12 protein-coding genes are annotated in these 18,053 nt (G+C 47.8%); 4 read left to right on the forward strand and 8 right to left on the reverse strand.

Features of this window, described 5'->3' with window-relative positions; translation table 11 throughout:
- Positions 1-208: 208 nt before the first annotated feature.
- Positions 209-1,423: an argininosuccinate synthase gene (locus tag ACOMG9_RS16305; protein WP_448217662.1), complete on the reverse strand. Its 1,215-nt coding sequence runs from the start codon at positions 1,421-1,423 to the stop codon at positions 209-211.
- A 556-nt stretch (positions 1,424-1,979) separates the two neighbouring features.
- Here ACOMG9_RS16305 and pyrC point away from each other — a divergent pair.
- Both pyrC and rnt read left to right on the forward strand, forming a co-directional pair.
- On the forward strand, positions 1,980-3,032 hold the full coding sequence (pyrC, locus tag ACOMG9_RS16310; protein ID WP_448217663.1) for a dihydroorotase: 1,053 nt from the start codon (positions 1,980-1,982) through the stop codon (positions 3,030-3,032).
- Positions 3,033-3,124: 92 nt separating this feature from the next.
- Complete coding sequence (gene rnt / locus ACOMG9_RS16315) at positions 3,125-3,724, forward strand: ribonuclease T (RefSeq protein WP_317146564.1); 600 nt, start codon at positions 3,125-3,127, stop codon at positions 3,722-3,724.
- A gap of 127 nt (positions 3,725-3,851) precedes the next feature.
- Here the strand turns inward: rnt and ACOMG9_RS16320 are convergent, their stop codons facing one another.
- The 4 genes from ACOMG9_RS16320 to clpB form a co-directional block, all read right to left on the reverse strand.
- On the reverse strand, positions 3,852-5,381 hold the full coding sequence (locus ACOMG9_RS16320) for a hypothetical protein (protein ID WP_494529102.1): 1,530 nt from the start codon (positions 5,379-5,381) through the stop codon (positions 3,852-3,854).
- Between the two features lie 535 nt (positions 5,382-5,916).
- Positions 5,917-7,647: a hypothetical protein gene (locus ACOMG9_RS16325; protein ID WP_448217665.1), complete on the reverse strand. Its 1,731-nt coding sequence runs from the start codon at positions 7,645-7,647 to the stop codon at positions 5,917-5,919.
- 284 nt (positions 7,648-7,931) lie between these two features.
- Positions 7,932-8,735: a Cof-type HAD-IIB family hydrolase gene (locus ACOMG9_RS16330; RefSeq protein WP_422138467.1), complete on the reverse strand. Its 804-nt coding sequence runs from the start codon at positions 8,733-8,735 to the stop codon at positions 7,932-7,934.
- Between the two features lie 243 nt (positions 8,736-8,978).
- The gene (gene clpB / locus ACOMG9_RS16335; RefSeq protein ID WP_448217666.1) at positions 8,979-11,549 is read right to left on the reverse strand and encodes an ATP-dependent chaperone ClpB; all 2,571 of its coding nucleotides are present in this window, start codon (positions 11,547-11,549) and stop codon (positions 8,979-8,981) included.
- A gap of 173 nt (positions 11,550-11,722) precedes the next feature.
- Between clpB and ACOMG9_RS16340 the strand changes: the two genes are divergently transcribed.
- Complete coding sequence (locus ACOMG9_RS16340; protein ID WP_448217667.1) at positions 11,723-12,475, forward strand: hypothetical protein; 753 nt, start codon at positions 11,723-11,725, stop codon at positions 12,473-12,475.
- 39 nt (positions 12,476-12,514) lie between these two features.
- Here the strand turns inward: ACOMG9_RS16340 and ACOMG9_RS16345 are convergent, their stop codons facing one another.
- Positions 12,515-14,281 (reverse strand): MOSC domain-containing protein, encoded by a 1,767-nt coding sequence (locus tag ACOMG9_RS16345; protein ID WP_494529103.1) that lies wholly within the window; start codon positions 14,279-14,281, stop codon positions 12,515-12,517.
- Between the two features lie 216 nt (positions 14,282-14,497).
- Between ACOMG9_RS16345 and ACOMG9_RS16350 the strand changes: the two genes are divergently transcribed.
- Positions 14,498-16,138: an alkaline phosphatase D family protein gene (locus ACOMG9_RS16350; protein ID WP_448217669.1), complete on the forward strand. Its 1,641-nt coding sequence runs from the start codon at positions 14,498-14,500 to the stop codon at positions 16,136-16,138.
- Between the two features lie 42 nt (positions 16,139-16,180).
- On the opposite strand, the gene pgeF is transcribed toward ACOMG9_RS16350, so the two are convergent.
- Together pgeF and rluD are read right to left on the reverse strand one after the other, a co-directional pair.
- Positions 16,181-16,921 (reverse strand): peptidoglycan editing factor PgeF, encoded by a 741-nt coding sequence (pgeF, locus tag ACOMG9_RS16355; protein ID WP_494529104.1) that lies wholly within the window; start codon positions 16,919-16,921, stop codon positions 16,181-16,183.
- 64 nt (positions 16,922-16,985) lie between these two features.
- The gene (gene rluD, locus ACOMG9_RS16360; protein WP_448217671.1) at positions 16,986-17,942 is read right to left on the reverse strand and encodes a 23S rRNA pseudouridine(1911/1915/1917) synthase RluD; all 957 of its coding nucleotides are present in this window, start codon (positions 17,940-17,942) and stop codon (positions 16,986-16,988) included.
- Positions 17,943-18,053 lie beyond the last annotated feature (111 nt).

Below are 18,053 nucleotides of genomic sequence, written 5' to 3' on the forward strand. Positions count from 1 at the left end.
CTGTGTTTCGCTGATACTGCGTTAAAAAGTGGCTAAAAATGCTCATTTACTCGCTGTAAACTGCGCTTTTTCGCCACTTATTGCTTTGTCTCAGCTTTGCTTGCACTTTTGCGATAGCCTCTGAAGCATGGGAACCAAAGCTTTAGGACACCCGAAGTAGGGGGCGGATGATGAACTGAGTTCAAAAAGCAACATTTTACTCACTCAATTAACCAGGATTACGCCCCTTATTGGCAGCAATTCTCAGCCTCAATGCATTCAGCTTGATAAAGCCTTCAGCATCTGCCTGATCATAAGCACCGGCATCATCTTCAAAGGTGGCAATATTCTCATCAAACAGGGAGTCATCAGACTGACGACCAACAACCGTTACATTACCTTTATAGAGCTTCAGACGTACGACACCATTCACGTAATCCTGACTTTCATCAATCATCCTCTGAAGCATCTCACGCTCGGGAGACCACCAGTAACCGTTGTAAATCAGTTTCGCATACCTGGGCATCAGTTCGTCTTTCAGGTGTGCCACTTCACGATCAAGAGTAATGGACTCAATCGCCCTGTGCGCTTTCAGCATAATGGTTCCACCCGGAGTCTCGTAGCAACCACGGGACTTCATACCGACATAACGATTCTCAACGATGTCCAGACGACCCACACCATTCTCTCCACCCACCTTGTTCAGGTAAGTCAAAACGGTTGCGGGTGTCATTTCCTGACCATCGATGGCAACGATATCACCTTTCTTATAGGTCAGCTCAAGATACAGTGGCTGATCCGGGGCATTTTCCGGAGATACACTCCAGCGCCACATATCCTCTTCGGCTTCAGCCCATGGATCTTCCAGGACTCCGCCTTCGTATGAAATGTGCAGCAAGTTAGCATCCATAGAATAAGGAGACTTACCTTTCTTCTTCTCAACCTGAATACCGTGCTCTTCACAATAGGCCAGCAGTTTTTCACGGGAATTCAGATCCCACTCACGCCACGGAGCTATTACCTGTACACCTGGCTTCAGAGCATAAGCGCCCAGTTCAAAACGCACCTGGTCATTACCCTTGCCGGTAGCACCGTGGGAGATAGCATCGGCTCCCGTCTCATTGGCAATTTCAATCAATCGCTTGGAAATAAGAGGACGGGCAATAGAAGTACCCAGCAGGTACTCGCCTTCATAGATGGTATTGGCCCGGAACATCGGAAACACAAAATCCCGAACAAACTCTTCACGCAAATCTTCGATATAGATCTCTTTGATGCCCAGTGCCTCTGCTTTGGCCCTGGCAGGCTCAACTTCTTCACCCTGACCCAGATCTGCGGTAAATGTAACAACTTCGCACTGATAAGTATCTTCCAGCCATTTGGCAATGACTGAGGTATCCAGTCCACCCGAATAGGCCAGTACCACTTTTTTGATCTCTTTCACCGTGCACTCCCAATTCCCGATACGGTAAACCTGATTGATTGAAGAGTATTGATGATCCAAAATTGAAAATCAATATTTATTCAAAAAACCTACATATTAATTCAATATTCCCATTTTTTATGGCTACCTCTTAACTCTGAAAGCCCGATGTGGAAATTACCCAACCGACTTCCGATAGCCACAGAGCGGACACCATTATTCTCGAATGCTTCCCTATTTTCCAGACCGGGGAATCTCAAAAGCACTTCACCTGAACTGATAAAGACCGAAAATGTGCAAACAACTGAAAATCAACGCCTTTGAAGTCCTGCAAATTGATCGAAGGGCATGCTCTGAACGGCAAATATTACTACCAAGCCTGCATGATTTTAGATACGATGCTAGCCCGGTGAAGGGGGTCTCCTGAACTCTCCAATCTACTCCATTTTATTCACGTGCTTTTTTGATCATCCCGTGCTGTATTTAGCGGACTCAAGATAAAAACGCGATTAAACTGTTGCTATTTAGCAGTCAACCTTTCTTTTCCGGAACAGGTACTCTTCAGAAGATGACGCAAATGCCCATAGCGAAAGAAAAGCTCTCCCTGACACGTCCTGATGACTGGCATATCCACCTGAGAGACGACGCAGCCCTGGCTGAAACAGTGCGTTCAGCAGCCAGAAACTTTACCCGGGCTATTGTCATGCCTAATCTGCGTCCACCGGTACTGGACGCCGATGATGCTGCCGCTTACAAGGCCCGAATCCTTGAGCATGCGCCTGCTGGTAGTCAGTTTGAACCACTGATGACACTTTACCTGACGGATAACACCACCCCCGAAATGGTTCGTGAAGCCAAGGCCAGAGGCGATGTCAAAGCTCTGAAGCTCTATCCAGCCGGAGCGACCACCAACTCTGACTCAGGTGTCACTGATATCAACAATATTGAGGAAAGTCTGAAGACCATGGCTGAGGTTGGCCTGCTGCTGCTGGTACATGCTGAAGTCACTGACAAAGACATTGATATCTTCGATCGTGAAAAAGTTTTCATTGATCGTTACCTGCGAGACATTACTCTTCGGCACCCTGACCTGAAAGTGGTCATGGAACACATCACCACCGCTGATGCGGTCGAATTTGTCAAAAGCAGCCACAGCAATGTCGCCGCCACGATTACTGCACACCACCTGCTTTACAATCGCAACGATATGCTGGCAGGAGGCATTCGCCCCCATTATTACTGCCTGCCAATCCTGAAGCGTAATAGCCACCAGCAGGCCTTACTGGAAGCCGCAACCAGTGGCAATCCGAAATTTTTCCTTGGCACCGACTCTGCACCTCATACGGTAGATGCAAAAGAAACCTCCTGTGGCTGTGCAGGTTGCTATACCGCACCGGCAGCTCTGGAATTGTATGCTGAAGCCTTTGAGAGCATGAATGCACTGGATAAACTGGAAGGATTTGCCAGCCACTTTGGTCCGGATTTTTACGGTCTACCCAGAAACCAGGCTTCTGTCACCCTGATTAAAGAAGAATGGCAATTGCCAGAGTCTATCCCCCTGGGCGACAATCAGGTGATTCCTCTGCGTGCAGGCGAAACCCTGAACTGGCGTTTACAAACCCAGAACTAACACTGAAGACCGGAAAGTCAGCCCTCAGAAGGCTGACTTTCCATTGACTCTGAATGAATTAAGGAGATTCCGTGGTCGATGATAGCCATTTGATGGCCAACCGCTTTCGTGGTTTTTTGCCTGTTGTGGTGGATGTAGAAACCGGAGGTTTCAATTCCGCCACCGATGCCCTGCTGGAAATTGCAGCTGTGGTCATTGAAATGGATGAAAGCGGCTATGTGCACCCCGGTAAGCCTCAGTCTTTCCATATCAAACCATTTGAAGGCGCCAATATTGAACAGGCGGCGATAGAGTTTATCGGTATTGATCCCTTCCACCCGCTTCGCATTGCCACAGAAGAAGAGCAGGCACTGAACGGTATCTTCAAAACAGTGCGCAAGGAAGTTAAAAAACAGGGTTGTAACCGGGCAGTGCTGGTGGGTCACAATGCATCATTTGACCTTGGCTTTCTGATGGCCGCAGCAGAGCGCTGTGATATCAAACGCAACCCTTTTCATCCCTTCTCCTGCTTTGATACAGCCACCCTGTCCGGACTGGCATACGGGCAGACCGTGCTGGCCAGAGCCTGCGAGGCCGCAGAGATTCATTTCGACAAGGGTGAAGCCCACTCTGCCCGTTATGACACAGAGAAAACTGCCGAGCTATTTTGCTCTATCGTCAACCGCTGGAAGGATCTGGGCGGCTGGTTATAAAGAGGCTTATAAATCGTTTCCGGAATTTTGAGAGAGTGGCTTATGGCAACCACTCGACCAAATTATCAGGGCTGAGTTAATCTCATGATGTGAATAGTCATTGATGGCGAAATTCCGGATATTCCGTTTACTCTTCCTGCCCGGGCTGGTTGATTTCCAGCAACTCAATATTCATTTTCATCCACAGCAGAGTAGCAGCCAGGTTAATGTTGCTATTGCAGACTCCCCCATTGCCGGACAACAAGCCCCGTGTTTCATCAACTACCTGGTCAACCTCTTTTTGTCGTTCTTCAGGGAATTTTTCAAGCAATCGCTTCAGTCGCTCCTGCCCTTGGGTCAGATGTGCAAACCTCTGGGGAAACTGAAGCAACTGATAAAATTTAAACAAATCCGGTTCCAGACCCGTTGTAGTCCAGGTATGGAGCGACATAAGAATAAGGGTGTTCAGGTCATGTGTAGCAAGTGCAGGTTTATCTGCAGTGTCCGTAAATGACTTAATCTCCCCATTGATTCGCAATCGACCGAGTTGCTCACCTTCCGGATCATACGTTATGTTCAAAAAAAACCTGAACATATTGTCATTAGTAAGAGGTTCTTTGTCCGAATAATAACCGTTACCAGCCAACATTGGGAATTCCAACAACGTTTTCAGGTCGTGCAACATGAATGACTCACTGCCAAGGTTAGGACCTTGACGTTCAGGCAGGAAGTAAAACCGGGAATCAGTAAAGCCATGATATTTTAACGCCAGTGCCAAAGCTGAAGTGACAAAATGTGCCAGGGGCGAATAAATTTGACCTTCGTCGTAGCGCTTAAAAACACTTAAACTATCAACGACAAAAACACGATAACGCCCTTTAGCATTTTTCCGGATAAAAAAAACGTTAATGTGACTCGTATGGTCCTGAAAAATAAACTTTTTAGATTCACCTTTTGCCATTAGCGGTAGCTGGGTTATAAATAACCTAAGCAGCTGTTGAAGACACTGAGGATGGCCCAGATGAGTTTGCATATACCATAGAGTTATCGGATTGACAGAATTCACAATGAAGTGAACTAACGTCTCTTTGGGCACCCCCTGAGGTAATACAGTTTCCGGGAGCACTTCTCTGGCAAGTAATCTGATTAATTCTTCTGGCTGGCCCTCAATACCGGGATATTCGAGTAAAACGTGCGACATTTCACCTTCTTCCAGCTTGTCGGAAAAATGATGCTTAAGCAACCTCAGAATCGCTTTCCAGCTGTATTCTCTGTTCACCAGTGAGCCCTTTTCCTCGAGAAGATCAGGGAATGCCGAATACAATCTTTTCAATTCTGCAATAAAGCCATCAATATTTTTTTTCTGATCCATTGTTTTCAATGACTTTTCAGCGGCTTTGAGGATTTCTTTCAGTTTTTCAAGATGCCTGGCACGACTCTCATCGTTACCGGAAGCTGATGCTGATGCTGATGCAGCACCGGAGCCTGAGGAGCCAGAAGAGCACTGCCCTTTATCGCTTTGCTTTTTGCTTTGTTGCTTTTGCTGCGGTGGCGAAGATTTACCATCGGTTTTAGACTGTTCCTTGTTTTCGTTGCCATAACGGTTTAATTGGAATGGATAGCCAGTAAACGTCGTACCTTTATTCGGCTGCAGCCACCCCCTTTCTGAGACAGGCAAACTGATTATCGAACCTTTTTTCCTCTTATGTAACAGCAACAGCGGGGCAACGTTAGATTTTGGTAGACGAATGGGAGGTAAGAAAGAAGAAAGAATTGCATCGATACTGTAGCCGGAAACGAATGATGAAGTGAGAGGAACTGAAGCCTGACTACTACACGACAAAAGCAGGACAGGCAGAATAAAGACGATAGTCATAAAATACTGGAGCTTCAAGTAAAGATAAAAAGATCATTCTAGAAAAGAAACTCAGATTTTGCTGACTCCATGATATTTAAATCGTTCGAAAAATTCACTCAGGTTAAAAATGAGTACAATTTGAGTATTTATCCCACTATCACAAGCAGAATCTGAGATGTCCAGTCTCAGAGTTAGCTAAAAGACGACTTTGGACACCTGAGTGGCAGGTGAAGCGGTACCGGATTTTTTGTGAGAGCTGCTTATGGCAACTACTTGAACAAATCACGAAGGTTGAGTTAATTTCATGCTATGAAATTGATCATAACCGATGATGGTGAACTTACGGATATCTTGTTTATTCTTCCTGCCCGGGACGGTTGTTCATTTCCAGCAACTCAATATTCATTTTCATCCACAGCAGGGTAGCAGCCAGATTAGCATTGTTATTGCAGACTCCATCATCGCCGGACAACAAGCCCCGTGTTTCATCAACGACCTGTTCCACCTCTTTTTGCCGTTCTTCAGGGAATTTCTCAAGCAATCGCTTTAGTCGCTGCTGCCCTTGGGTCAGATGTGCAAACCTCTGAGGAAACTGACGCAACTGATAAAATTTAAACAAATCTGGTTCCAGCCCCATTGTAACCCAGGTTTGCAACGACATAATAATAAGGGTGCTTAGGTCATGTGCATTAAGTTCAGGTTTATCTGCTGTGTCCGTAAAATACTTAATCTCCCCATTGACTCGCAATCGACCGAGTTGCTCAGCACTCTCGTCAAATGTTATTTGCAACGAAAACATGGCTACTTTGTCATTAGGAATAGGTTCTTTATCCGCATAATAACCGTTACCAGTCACCATAGGGGATTGCAACAATGTTTCCAGGTCGTGCAGCATGAATGATTCAGAGCCAAAGTCACCAGCCTGACGTTGAGACAGGAAGTAAAATCGGGAATCAGTAAAGCCATGATATTTTAAAGCCAGTGCCAAAGCGAAAATGACAAAATGTGGCAGAGATGAATAGACCTGATCTTCGTAGCAACGCTTAACAACACTTAAACCATCAACGACAAAAACACGATAACGTCCTTTAGCATTTTTCCGGATAGAAAAAACACTAACTTGCCCCCCTGTATGATCCTGAAAAATAAACTCTTTAGATTCACCCGTTGCCACTAAAGACAGCTGGGTTATAAATAGCCCAATCAACTGCTGAAGACAATAGGGGTAGCCCAGATGAGCTTGAATATACCTCAGGATTGACGGGCTGGCAGCATCCACAATGCTGTCAACTAACAACTGTTTGGGCAAACTTTCAGCTAATGCAGGTTCTGTCAGCTTCTGTCTGGCAAAAAATCTGATCACTTCTTCTGGCAGGCTCGCTAGACCAGGATATTCAAGTAAAACGTGTGACATTTCACCTTTTTCCATCTTGTTGGGAAAATGAAGCTTAAGCAGCCTCAAAATCGCTTTCCAACGGTGTTCACCACTCTCCAGGGAGCCCTTCTCCTTCAAAATATCGGGGGATTCCGCATACAATCTTTTCAATTCTGCATGAAACTCATCAATATTTTTTTTCTGATCCATTGTTTTCAATGACTTTTCAGCGGCTTTGAGGATTTCTTTCAGTTTTTCAAGATGCCTGGCACGACTCTCATCGTTACCGGAAGCTGATGCTGATGCAGCACCAGAGCCTGAGGAGCCAGAAGAGCCCAGCCCTTTATCGCTTTGCTTTTTGCTTTGTTGCTCTTGCTGCGGTGGCGAAGATTTACCGTCGGTTTTAGACTGTTCCTTGTTTTCGTTGCCATAACGGTTTAATTCGAATGGATAGCCAGTAAACGTCGTACCTTTATTCGGCTGCAGCCGATCCCTTTCAGAGACAGGCAAACTGATTATCGAGCCTTTTTTACCCTTTTGTAACAGCAACAGCGGAGCAACGTTAGATTTTGGTAGACGAATGGGATCAGGTAAGAAAGAAGCAAGAATTGCTTCGACACTGTCGCCGGAAACGAAAGATGAAGCGAGAGGAACTGAAGCCTGACTACTACACGACAAAAGCAGGATAGGCACAATAAAAACAAAAGTCATGAGATACCTGAGCTTGAAATAGAAATGAAGAAATTATTCTAGACAAGAAACTCAAATTTACCTGACTCCGGGATATTTAAATCGTTCGAGAAATTTGCTCGCATTAGAAATGAACACAATTTGAGCATTTACCGCAATATCACAAGTGGAACTTGAGATTCCAGTCAGAGCTAGCCAAAACATGACTTTTGATACTGATTTTCAGTGTTTTTTGGCTGTTTCGAAAGAATTTCGTAAAGGCATTGATTAATGCTCACCGGGACACCGGTGAGCTTGTTCGCAACTCAATTCAGGTAATGATTTTCGAGGTATTGAGCCACAGCATCATCATTGCATTGGCCAATCACCTGATGATCAGGCAGTTTCGCTTTCAAACGCTCTGTCGCATTCCCCATAACCAGTCCTTTGCCTACCACCTGTAACATCTCAACGTCGTTCATGCCGTCACCAAAAGCTACTGCGTCTTTGGGCTCCAGACCTTTGAGTTTCATGACTTCTTCCAGAGCTGCACCTTTGCTCACCGCTGGCGCCATGATTTCAAGGCAGGTATCCAGAGAGAAAGCCATATTCACGGAGTCACCAAAGGTCTCATGAATATCCCGCTCAAGATCAAGCAACTCATCATGCTTTTTGGCTACAAAGAACACTTTGATAATCTTGTCGACAGGAATCGTATCCAGATCCTGCACAGTGTAGCTGAAGCCTGTGTCTTTATGAAACTCCAACAAGCTTTCATGATGCTGCTCGACATACCACTTATCTTCGCTGTACACACTCAAAAAAACGGTATCACTGTATTGACGGCCAAGCGCAATTAAGGGCTGAATAAACCTGGGATTAAGATCATGACTGACAATCGTCTCTCCCTTGGGGTTGTGTGCTCGTGCGCCATTAGAAGTAATGGTGAACATATCGATGTCCAGCTGTGCTCTTATCTCTTCAACATCCAGGTAATGTCTGCCCGTGGCAAAAACAAAACGGATTCCCTGATTGCTTAAACGACGAATAACTTCTTTGGTGCGAGGTGCCAGCTGGTGCTGGTCATTAAGAAGGGTACCATCAAGGTCTGAGACAACAACGGGATACATGTATACCTCATAAGAGAGTACGTTTTATCTGTATCCTGATGCTATTTCATGACACAGTGATGAACAGACAAAACAGGTGGCTTAGCCCCTGTAATTATGCACACTTGTCTCACTTTATGGCAATAGGCGCATCTACGAAAGTTAATGAGCTAACTATCCCCAGACTGCTACACGCAGAGGGGTTAACCCTGAAGGAATAACAAAAAAAGGAAGCCGCTGGATAGCGGCCTCGACTGAAGAGCATTACTCAAACGTAATCTCACCCTCTGTAAGTATTGCCTTGATGACATCACCGGGAGAGTACTGACCTGACAGTATGGATTCTGCCAGAGGATTCTCGATACTGCGCTGTATGGCCCGTTTCAACGGACGGGCTCCGTACACAGGATCAAAGCCCACTTCAGCCAGTTTTTTCATTGCTTCATCAGAAACTTCCAGGGACAGACTATTTTCCGCAAGACGTTTGTTCAGTCGGCTCAACTGAATAGCCGCAATGCCTTCTATCTGCCTCTCTGTCAGGGGATGAAAGACCACCAGCTCATCGACACGGTTGACAAATTCAGGCCTGAAGTGAGCTCCCACTACATCTATAAGCGTTGATTTCAATGCTTCAAAATCTTCACCCTGCATGGTCTGAATAACATCAGAGCCGAGGTTGGAAGTCATGACAATCACAGTATTTTTAAAGTCTACCGTTCTTCCCTGGCCATCAGTTAAACGACCATCCTCCAATACCTGCAAGAGAATATTGAAAACGTCCGGGTGAGCCTTTTCTACTTCATCCATCAACACCACCGAATAGGGTTTACGGCGAACAGCCTCTGTCAGATAACCCCCTTCTTCATACCCCACGTAGCCGGGAGGCGCTCCCAGCAGGCGGGCAACAGAGTGTTTTTCCATAAACTCGGACATATCGATGCGAACAATAGCGTCTTCGGTATCAAACAGAAATGCTGCCAGCGCTTTGCAAAGTTCTGTCTTACCCACACCGGTTGGCCCAAGAAACATGAAGGAGCCATTAGGTCGGTTGGGATCGGCCAGGCCTGCTCTTGAGCGGCGTACAGCGTTAGAAACAGCAACTACTGCTTCGTCTTGACCAATTACACGACCATGAAGTGCGTCTTCCATCTTCAAGAGCTTTTCACGCTCACCTTCCAGCATTTTGGAAACAGGTATTCCAGTCCAGCGAGAGACCACTTCAGCAATTTCTTCATCCGTGACCCGGTTGCGAAGCAGCTTGGTTTCTCCACCTGACTTGGCAGCATCCGCTTCAGCCAGCTTCTTTTCCAGCTCGGGAAGCTGGCCATACTGAATTTCTGACATTTTGGCGAGATCACCAGAACGCTGTGCAGCTTCCAGGGCAATGAGTAATTGCTCACGCTCCTCCCGTAACTTCTGAGACCCCTGAAGGACGACTTTCTCGGCCTTCCAAATGTCTTCAAGGTCTGAGTACTCTCTCTCAAGGCGGCCCACTTCTGTATCCAAGAGTACCAGCCTCTCTTTGGATGCGTTGTCGTCTTCTTTTTTAAGTGCTTCCCGTTCGATTTTCAGTTGAATCAGACGACGCTCCAGGCGATCCATTTCTTCTGGCTTGGAATCCATCTCCATCCGTATACGACTGGCTGACTCATCAATCAGATCGATGGCCTTATCGGGCAGTTGCCTGTCAGTGATGTAGCGCTGGGAGAGTTTTACGGCAGCGACAATGGCCGGGTCGGTAATGTCAACACCGTGGTGGGCCTCATAACGCTCTTTCAGACCACGCAAGATAGCAATAGTGTCTTCTTCTGTAGGCTCATCCACCAGTACTTTCTGGAATCGACGCTCCAGCGCTGCGTCTTTTTCGATATATTGCCGGTATTCATCCAGTGTCGTTGCTCCAACACAATGGAGTTCACCCCGGGCCAGAGCGGGTTTAAGCATATTACCGGCGTCCATGGCACCTTCTGCCTTACCGGCACCTACCATAGTGTGGAGCTCATCAATAAACAGGATGATCTGCCCTTCCTGTTTGGACAGCTCATTGAGTACCGACTTCAGGCGCTCCTCGAATTCACCCCTGAATTTGGCCCCGGCAATCAACGACCCCATATCAAGCGACAAAAGCCTTTTACCCTTGATACCGTCAGGCACTTCACCATTGATAATTCTTTGAGCCAGCCCTTCCACAATGGCAGTTTTACCAATACCGGGCTCGCCAATAATCACCGGATTATTTTTGGTACGGCGTTGCAGCACCTGAACAATGCGTCTTATCTCATCGTCCCGGCCAATGACAGGGTCCAGCTTGCCTGCTTCAGCACGCTCAGTTAGATCAATGGTGTAGGTGGCCAGAGCATTGCGATTATCTTCAGCATTGGGATCATTGACGGATTCGCCTCCCCTGAGATTGTTGATGGCATTTTCCAGAGCCTGCTGACTCACCCCCTGCCCTTTCAGGACACGGGAAACTGACGAACTCCCGTCCATCATCACCAGAAGGACAGTTTCACTGGAAATAAACTGATCCCCCCTTTTCTGAGCCTGTTTATCGGCCAGATTAAGCAAGCGAATGGTTTCCTGTGACGGTTGAATATCGCCGGTTGGATTATTAATGACTGAAACCTGATCAAGCAGCTTCTCGAGCTCATCAGCCAGCTGTTGCATATTAAAGCCCACTTGACTCAAAAGAGGCTTGATAGAACCACCCCGCTGATTAAGCAGCGCCATTAACAGGTGGACAGGTTCTATCTGATTGTGATCCTTACCCACAGCCAGTGACTGAGCATCTGACAATGCGGACTGCAGCTTACTGGTCAGTCTGTCTGCTCGCATAGTGAGTTCTCCCGCGTTTTATTACTTGCCGATAGGGCTGCTTCTGTAATCCTATATTGCGGCAGAATCGATCTTTTCAAGAGCTGGCTTTCCTGCCCCTCGTGAACTAGCTAATCTCTTGATGTCTGCTAGATTGAGAGGTTTTGATTTAATCCGGGATAATCTTCAATATTATGAAAAAGTTATGGAACCCAAACAATAAAGAACGTCAGCCAGTCCCATCTAATCCGTTGTATGCAAGGTTTTTTCTGACATTTTCATTTCTATTTGCCCTTTCTTTTCAGGCAATGGCGACCTCCCCCAACCCGGAAGATAGTCTCGTTATCATTTACGATGGCTTGTCTTCGACCGGCTTTTGTCTTGGCGTTGTGACAGGAGAGAAAGAGGTCACCACTACAGTTCCTTGCGCAAAACACGGTGGATTTGGCAATTACACCATCTACAGAAGCCCGCAGGAACTCAGTTATTGGGAAGGTTTCAATCAACATGACTGGCAATCAGGTAGAAGCCCAAAAAAAAACATTGATGAGAAACAGATAGTAACGATCATTTTAGAAGAGCACCCGGAAAATAAAAGCATTGCCAAAGTTTCCAAACAGGCAACCCCAATCTGGTGGACGCCTCTCTGGAAGTGTCTTGCAATGACCGGAGACTGGAATGATGTTCACTGGCAATGGCAAAAGCATTGGTTAAAACCTAACGTCACCAGACAATCCTACGTACTCTCCCTGAACAATCACCTGCCTGCAAGTTTGCGGCACTGGTACTTCAATAACACTGTTGCAATATTTGACCAGGATGGCGCACTGGCAGGCTTTTCCTATTGTCCTGAGGCCGCCTACAGCACTTCTTCAGATAAGTTCAGGGTATACTCGGTTGACTATCGATCAGGAATACTTAAAAACTATCAAGAGCTCTATCGCTGAATCCAAACCGGTATAGCTGGACGTCAAGACGGGTCGCCATCAGTCTTCAACAGGATCAAAACCATTGTCTGTGTTTGAGGGCAGCATGATTGTGACTTTTTCAGAACCGGGTCTTGAACAGCAAAGCAGGAAGTCACCTTCAGGAGGTGCAATGGCAATCTCGCGGTCGTAGTAAGTACGTCCCGCTACCAGCCGGGAGGTGCAAGTATGGCATACACCCATACGACAGGCGTTTGGCGGTGTCAGCCCGTAAACTTCAGCCAGTTCCAGCATCGAAAGATTGGAACCTGCATCCCACTTTGCAACAACCCCATCGGGTAAGAAAGTGACCTCAGCAGTTTCCACTATGGCTGGAGGCGGTGCTCCCGGCTCTGTTCCAAAGCTTTCGGTGTAGATCTGATGAGCGTTGGCTTCCAGTGCCAGCAGAGATTCTCGAACATGAGTTTGAAAAGCTTGTGGACCACAGAGAAAATACAGCAATTCACAGGGTGGCATATCGATCCGTTTATCTCCATCCATGATGTATAGCCCATCGAGCTTCCTGGCAATTATGTCCTTCGTAATATAGCCCTGATAATCGAAACGGCCAGACGAAATGTCGTTTTCGTTGGGCCGTGAAAAAATATGAATAACGGTCACATTGGGAAGCGTCCCAAGCTGATCAAGCTCGTCCCGGTGCGCCTGATGAAGGCCATCCTGAACGGCGTGAAAGAATAATACAGGTGGGTAGTTTTTGACAGAGGTGTGTGCTTTCAGCATGGCCAGAAGCGGGGTCAAGCCAATCCCGCCCGCAAACAAAACGACGGGTTTTGGATTGCCACGAGCAAGGGTAAACTGGCCCAGGGGAGAAGACACGCGCAAGCCGTCTCCGACCACCAGAGTCTCGTGCATATAGGCACTTCCGGGTCCGCTGGGCGAGCGTTTAATCGTTATGCGGTAGTGGTCAGGGCCATCCTGATAGTCACTAAGGCTCCAGAGTCGGGTAATTTCTTCTTCTGCCTGCGGAATCTTCACGGCCAGAAACTGACCTGCCAGCGCTCCTGCCAATGGCGCTGTTCCATCCGGAGCTTCAAGCCAGACAGATTTTGTGTCTGGTGTCTCCTGACGGATCTCTTTAACCCTCAATGCCCGGGAACCTGACCACCGACCTTTTGATAGCTGACAGCGCTCCCGCTCCGCAGCGATTTTTGAGGTTAAGAAAAAAGCAGACATCGGGCTCAGACCTTCAAGTTCGGACATCGCCTGCATCTGATCCAAACTGGCAGCGTCGGCAAAGAGCGCTTTGGAGATGTTCAGCACCAGAGTGCGAGGCTCTGATTTGGCTTCGACCTTAACGTGATCGCCGGGAGTGATAGTGCCTGTTTTGACTACATTCAGGTAAATGCCACTGTGGCCTGAGATGGCAAACTCCGGAATAAAGCTGTCTGGTTGCCCCAACCGCCAGCACACTTTGAAGCATGGAATACGAGGTCCTGACACGGATAGCACCACTTCATCGCCAATGCGCAAGACATCACCCACTGCCAGAGCGACCTCGTCCAGTCCGTCTATGATAAGATTTTCGGCAAAACGACCCTTTGGCCAGTCTTCATCGTTGCCACCCAGACGATCTTTCCAGTAATCATAAGTGGTTGTTGAAACGGCATAGATGTGGTCATTATGAACAGCCACCTCATTGCCCTCAATACCACTGGCATGAATCTTTACCGGACCCCGCACTTCAGACTTAAGGTAAGCCGTTGTGACATCATGGCCACGTATGTTATGACGCTTTGTTTTACCAATGCAGATCGCAGTAAGTTTCATTTTTTTTAGCCAGCCCTGCTTCAAAACCTCGTAAGCCATGAATCACTCGAAACAGATATTCGACAACAGATCAGATCGACGGCTTTGATTTTTGATTAATAACCCATTTTGATTTTTGCTCTTTCTCAGACTTTGTCAAAAAACCTTCTTCATACTGACACATTGCGCTTTTATCCTGCCATGACAATTTTAAAAAACACCTGTCATGGATTGAATATGGCTATAACAAGAAGACGTTTCTTTCAGGGAGCCGCCCTGGGGATTGCTACATTGCCGTTGCTCAAGACGTTTGCGAGCAGCCACCAACCTTTTCAGCACGGAGTAGCCAGTGGCGATCCTCTGGCTGATAGAGTGATCCTCTGGACCCGGATCACACCCGATGCAGACCCGGACTTTCAACAGGCTATCGTTCCCTATTCCTGGGAAATGGCCCTTGACCCACAGATGAACCAGATAGTCCGGTCCGGCGAAGGCGTTACCGGACCACATGTTGACTACACCGTTAAGGTTGATGCAGACGGTCTGGTGTCTGGCACTGTTTACTACTACCGATTCTTTTCCAATGGAAAACCTTCGCCGGTGGCCAGAACACGAACCTTGCCAGAAGGCCACCTGAACAGTCTGCGACTGGCATTCTGCTCCTGCTCCAACTACCCGGCGGGCTACTTTAACGTCTACCGGGAAATAGCCCGGAGACCTGATTTGGATGCCGTACTGCACCTTGGAGACTACATCTATGAGTACGGTCCTGGTGGTTATGGGACAAACAACGGCCTTGGCCGGAACCCGATTCCTGCGAAAGAAATAACAGTACTTCAGGACTACCGACAACGCTACGCCCAGTATCGATCCGATCCGGATTTGCAGGAAGTTCACCGTCAGCATCCTTTCATCTGCGTCTGGGACGATCATGAATCCGCCAATGACTCATGGCAAGGTGGAGCTCAAAACCATAACCTGGGTGAAGGAGCCTGGGAATCACGCCGCAATGATTCAGTTCAGGCTTACTTTGAATGGATGCCTATCAGAGAGAGTGGCATTGTTGACCAGTTTGGACAAAGAACCATTTATCGAAGGTTCCGCTTTGGTGACCTGATGGATCTCTTTATGCTGGATACCCGACTGACTGGCAGAGACCGGCAGGCTCTGCCATTGAATGCCAAAGCCGCTAAAGATCCATCAAGAAGCCTGTTGGGAGCAGATCAGGAACAATGGTTGCATAATGGCTTAAGTCAATCCATGAATGAAGGGGTTCGCTGGCGGGCACTGGGACAGCAGGTCATGATGTCACAGCTCACTCTCAATCCGGACCTTCCTATCCTTATGGATCAATGGGATGGTTATCAGGCATCCCGACAGCGTCTGTTTGATCATATTCAAAATCAGGGCATCAATAACTTGATGGTACTGACCGGCGATACTCACAGCTCGTGGGCATTTGATCTGGCACCTGAACCGCGCTTCCCTCACTACGGACGGATTTCAGGTTTTGGCGCACTGGGTGGAGAATTTGGAACCCCCGCAGTTACATCCGGATTTTCTGAAAAGACGGGTCTTGCCAAAATAGCGTCAGCGGCCCTTGACGGTGCTCTGCCAAACCTTAAATGGACCAACCAGAGCGAGAAAGGCTATGTGCTGCTGGATATCACTCATAGTCGAACGAAAGCCCACTGGTATCATGTAGACACTGTTGCCAGCAGAAACTACAACCACTACCTGAAGAGAGTTTATAAGCAGAATGATGATGCCAATCATATCCACAGATCCTGGTCAGAAAGCGCTCCCGCAGAGTCACCTGCTCCAGCACCTGATCTGGCCAATTTATTTGAAGGACTGAGGCAGCGCTATTACAGCTAGCAGTCAATGACAGGAAGAACTCTCATTGAGAGCTCTTCCTGCCTATTCAATCCAGACCACTGTGGCTAAACGTCCGGACTGGACGCCATCCCTTCGGTAAGAGAACCAACGGTCATTTTCCTTATAAGTACAGAAATTGCCGCCACTGACTTCTGTTACACCCAATTTATGTAACCGAAGCCTTGCCAGTTCATAGAGATCCCCATACCAGCGATCACCCTGACCGGGAATAAAAGCCGTTTCCATTTGCGGATCAGAATTCAGGAAAGCGTCGCGAACTTCAGGTCCCACTTCAAAATGAGACTGACTGATAGCTGGACCCAACCAGGCCATCACCTGGCCAGGCTCATCGCCCATAGCTTTAACTGTGGCTTCCAGTACACCAGCCTGAAGCCCTTTCCAACCGGCGTGAGAAACGGCAACACGGGTGCCGGACGAGTTGCAAAAAATAACCGGAAGACAATCTGCAGTTAAGACGGCACAGGGTAACCCCTGCTTATCTGTCCAAACCGCATCACCTTCTCTTTCTGAGTTATCCGGCTGGGCCGTTATTACATCAGTACCATGAACCTGTTTGAGCCACTGCGGCCTGTACCGCCATTGATAATGGTCGTCGAGCAATGCTCTGTTTTTTGCTACCACATCAGGATCATCACCAGACCGCAGCCCCAGATTGAAGCTGCTGAAAGCTCCCTGACTGTACCCGCCGGTTCTGAGGGTGACAAAAGCCCTGACACCTTCTGGCGCAGACCAGTCCGGGAGCAGGTAACGATCTTCAGACATGTTCAGTTCTCTCTATTGCAACGCCCTGGGAGCATGAGTTCACTCATAAAACAGCAAATCCTGCTCAGGACTCTTTAACATCTTCTTTTAATACTTCCAGAAGCGCTGAAAAGTCATCCGGTAAGGGCGCTTCCCACTCCATGTAGTCATCGGACACCGGGTGCATAAGACCCAGCTTTCTGGCGTGAAGCGCCTGATGTTTGAAGCTCCTCAGAGTCTCTTCCAGGATGGCAGAACACCCCTTGGGAATTCTCAGACGGCCAGCATACAGATCATCCCCTACCAGCGGGAAGCGAATATAGCTCATATGCACTCTGATCTGGTGAGTTCTGCCCGTTTCCAGTTTACAGCGGACATGGGTATGAGCATTAAACTTCTTCAGAACCCGGTAATGAGTTACAGAGGCTTTGCCACCGGGCATCACCGCCATACGAAGACGATGGGTCGGGTGACGGGCAATGGGTTCATTAACCGTCCCGCCCGCCGTCATAACACCTTGAGTCACGGCCTCATACTCTCGACTTACACTTCGGTCCTGAAGCTGAGCCACCAGATCGGTATGAGCGGCCAGAGTTTTGGCTACCACCATCAGTCCTGAAGTATCTTTATCCAGACGGTGCACGATTCCGGCCCTGGGTACAGAGGCTATCTCCGGATAATGATATAACAAGCCATTCAACAAGGTACCTGAGTAATTTCCTGCCGCAGGATGAACAACCAGTCCCACCGGTTTATTAATGACCAGGATGACATCATCTTCGTAAATGATATTCAATGGAATATCTTCAGGTTCCCAACGTTCTTCATCATCGACTTCAACGCTGAGAGTCAGCTTCTCGCCACCGACCAGCTTGTCTTTAGGCTTTTTCTTCTGGCCATCCACTCGCAGATCGCCATTCTTGATCCACTCCTGAAGGCGTGCCCTGGAAAAGTCCGGAAAGCAGCTGGCTGCAATCTGGTCCAGTCTCTTGCTCCCCAGTTCATCAGGTACGACGACCTGCTGATTGATCCGCTCACTCATTAACTACTTCTCAAGTAACAGGAGCCTGAGCGGGCATTATTCCCGACCCTGCTCCCGGACAAAAAATCTCAGCCGCCGAAGGCCAGATGCTGCACCGGAACAGGTTAATAA

The sequence above is a fragment of the Endozoicomonas sp. PH6C genome (genome assembly GCF_059322965.1).

Bases quoted from the DNA above. Each gene is read 5' to 3' on its own strand.
- clpB (WP_448217666.1), bottom strand. From the start codon at position 11,549: ATGCGAGCAGACAGACTGACCAGTAAGCTGCAGTCCGCATTGTCAGAT.
- pgeF (WP_494529104.1), bottom strand. From the start codon at position 16,921: ATGTCTGAAGATCGTTACCTGCTCCCGGACTGGTCTGCGCCAGAAGGT.
- ACOMG9_RS16325 (WP_448217665.1), bottom strand. From the start codon at position 7,647: ATGACTTTTGTTTTTATTGTGCCTATCCTGCTTTTGTCGTGTAGTAGT.
- ACOMG9_RS16330 (WP_422138467.1), bottom strand. From the start codon at position 8,735: ATGTATCCCGTTGTTGTCTCAGACCTTGATGGTACCCTTCTTAATGAC.
- rluD (WP_448217671.1), bottom strand. From the start codon at position 17,942: ATGAGTGAGCGGATCAATCAGCAGGTCGTCGTACCTGATGAACTGGGG.
- pyrC (WP_448217663.1), top strand. From the start codon at position 1,980: ATGCCCATAGCGAAAGAAAAGCTCTCCCTGACACGTCCTGATGACTGG.
- ACOMG9_RS16345 (WP_494529103.1), bottom strand. From the start codon at position 14,281: ATGAAACTTACTGCGATCTGCATTGGTAAAACAAAGCGTCATAACATA.
- ACOMG9_RS16350 (WP_448217669.1), top strand. From the start codon at position 14,498: ATGGCTATAACAAGAAGACGTTTCTTTCAGGGAGCCGCCCTGGGGATT.
- ACOMG9_RS16340 (WP_448217667.1), top strand. From the start codon at position 11,723: ATGAAAAAGTTATGGAACCCAAACAATAAAGAACGTCAGCCAGTCCCA.
- rnt (WP_317146564.1), top strand. From the start codon at position 3,125: ATGGCCAACCGCTTTCGTGGTTTTTTGCCTGTTGTGGTGGATGTAGAA.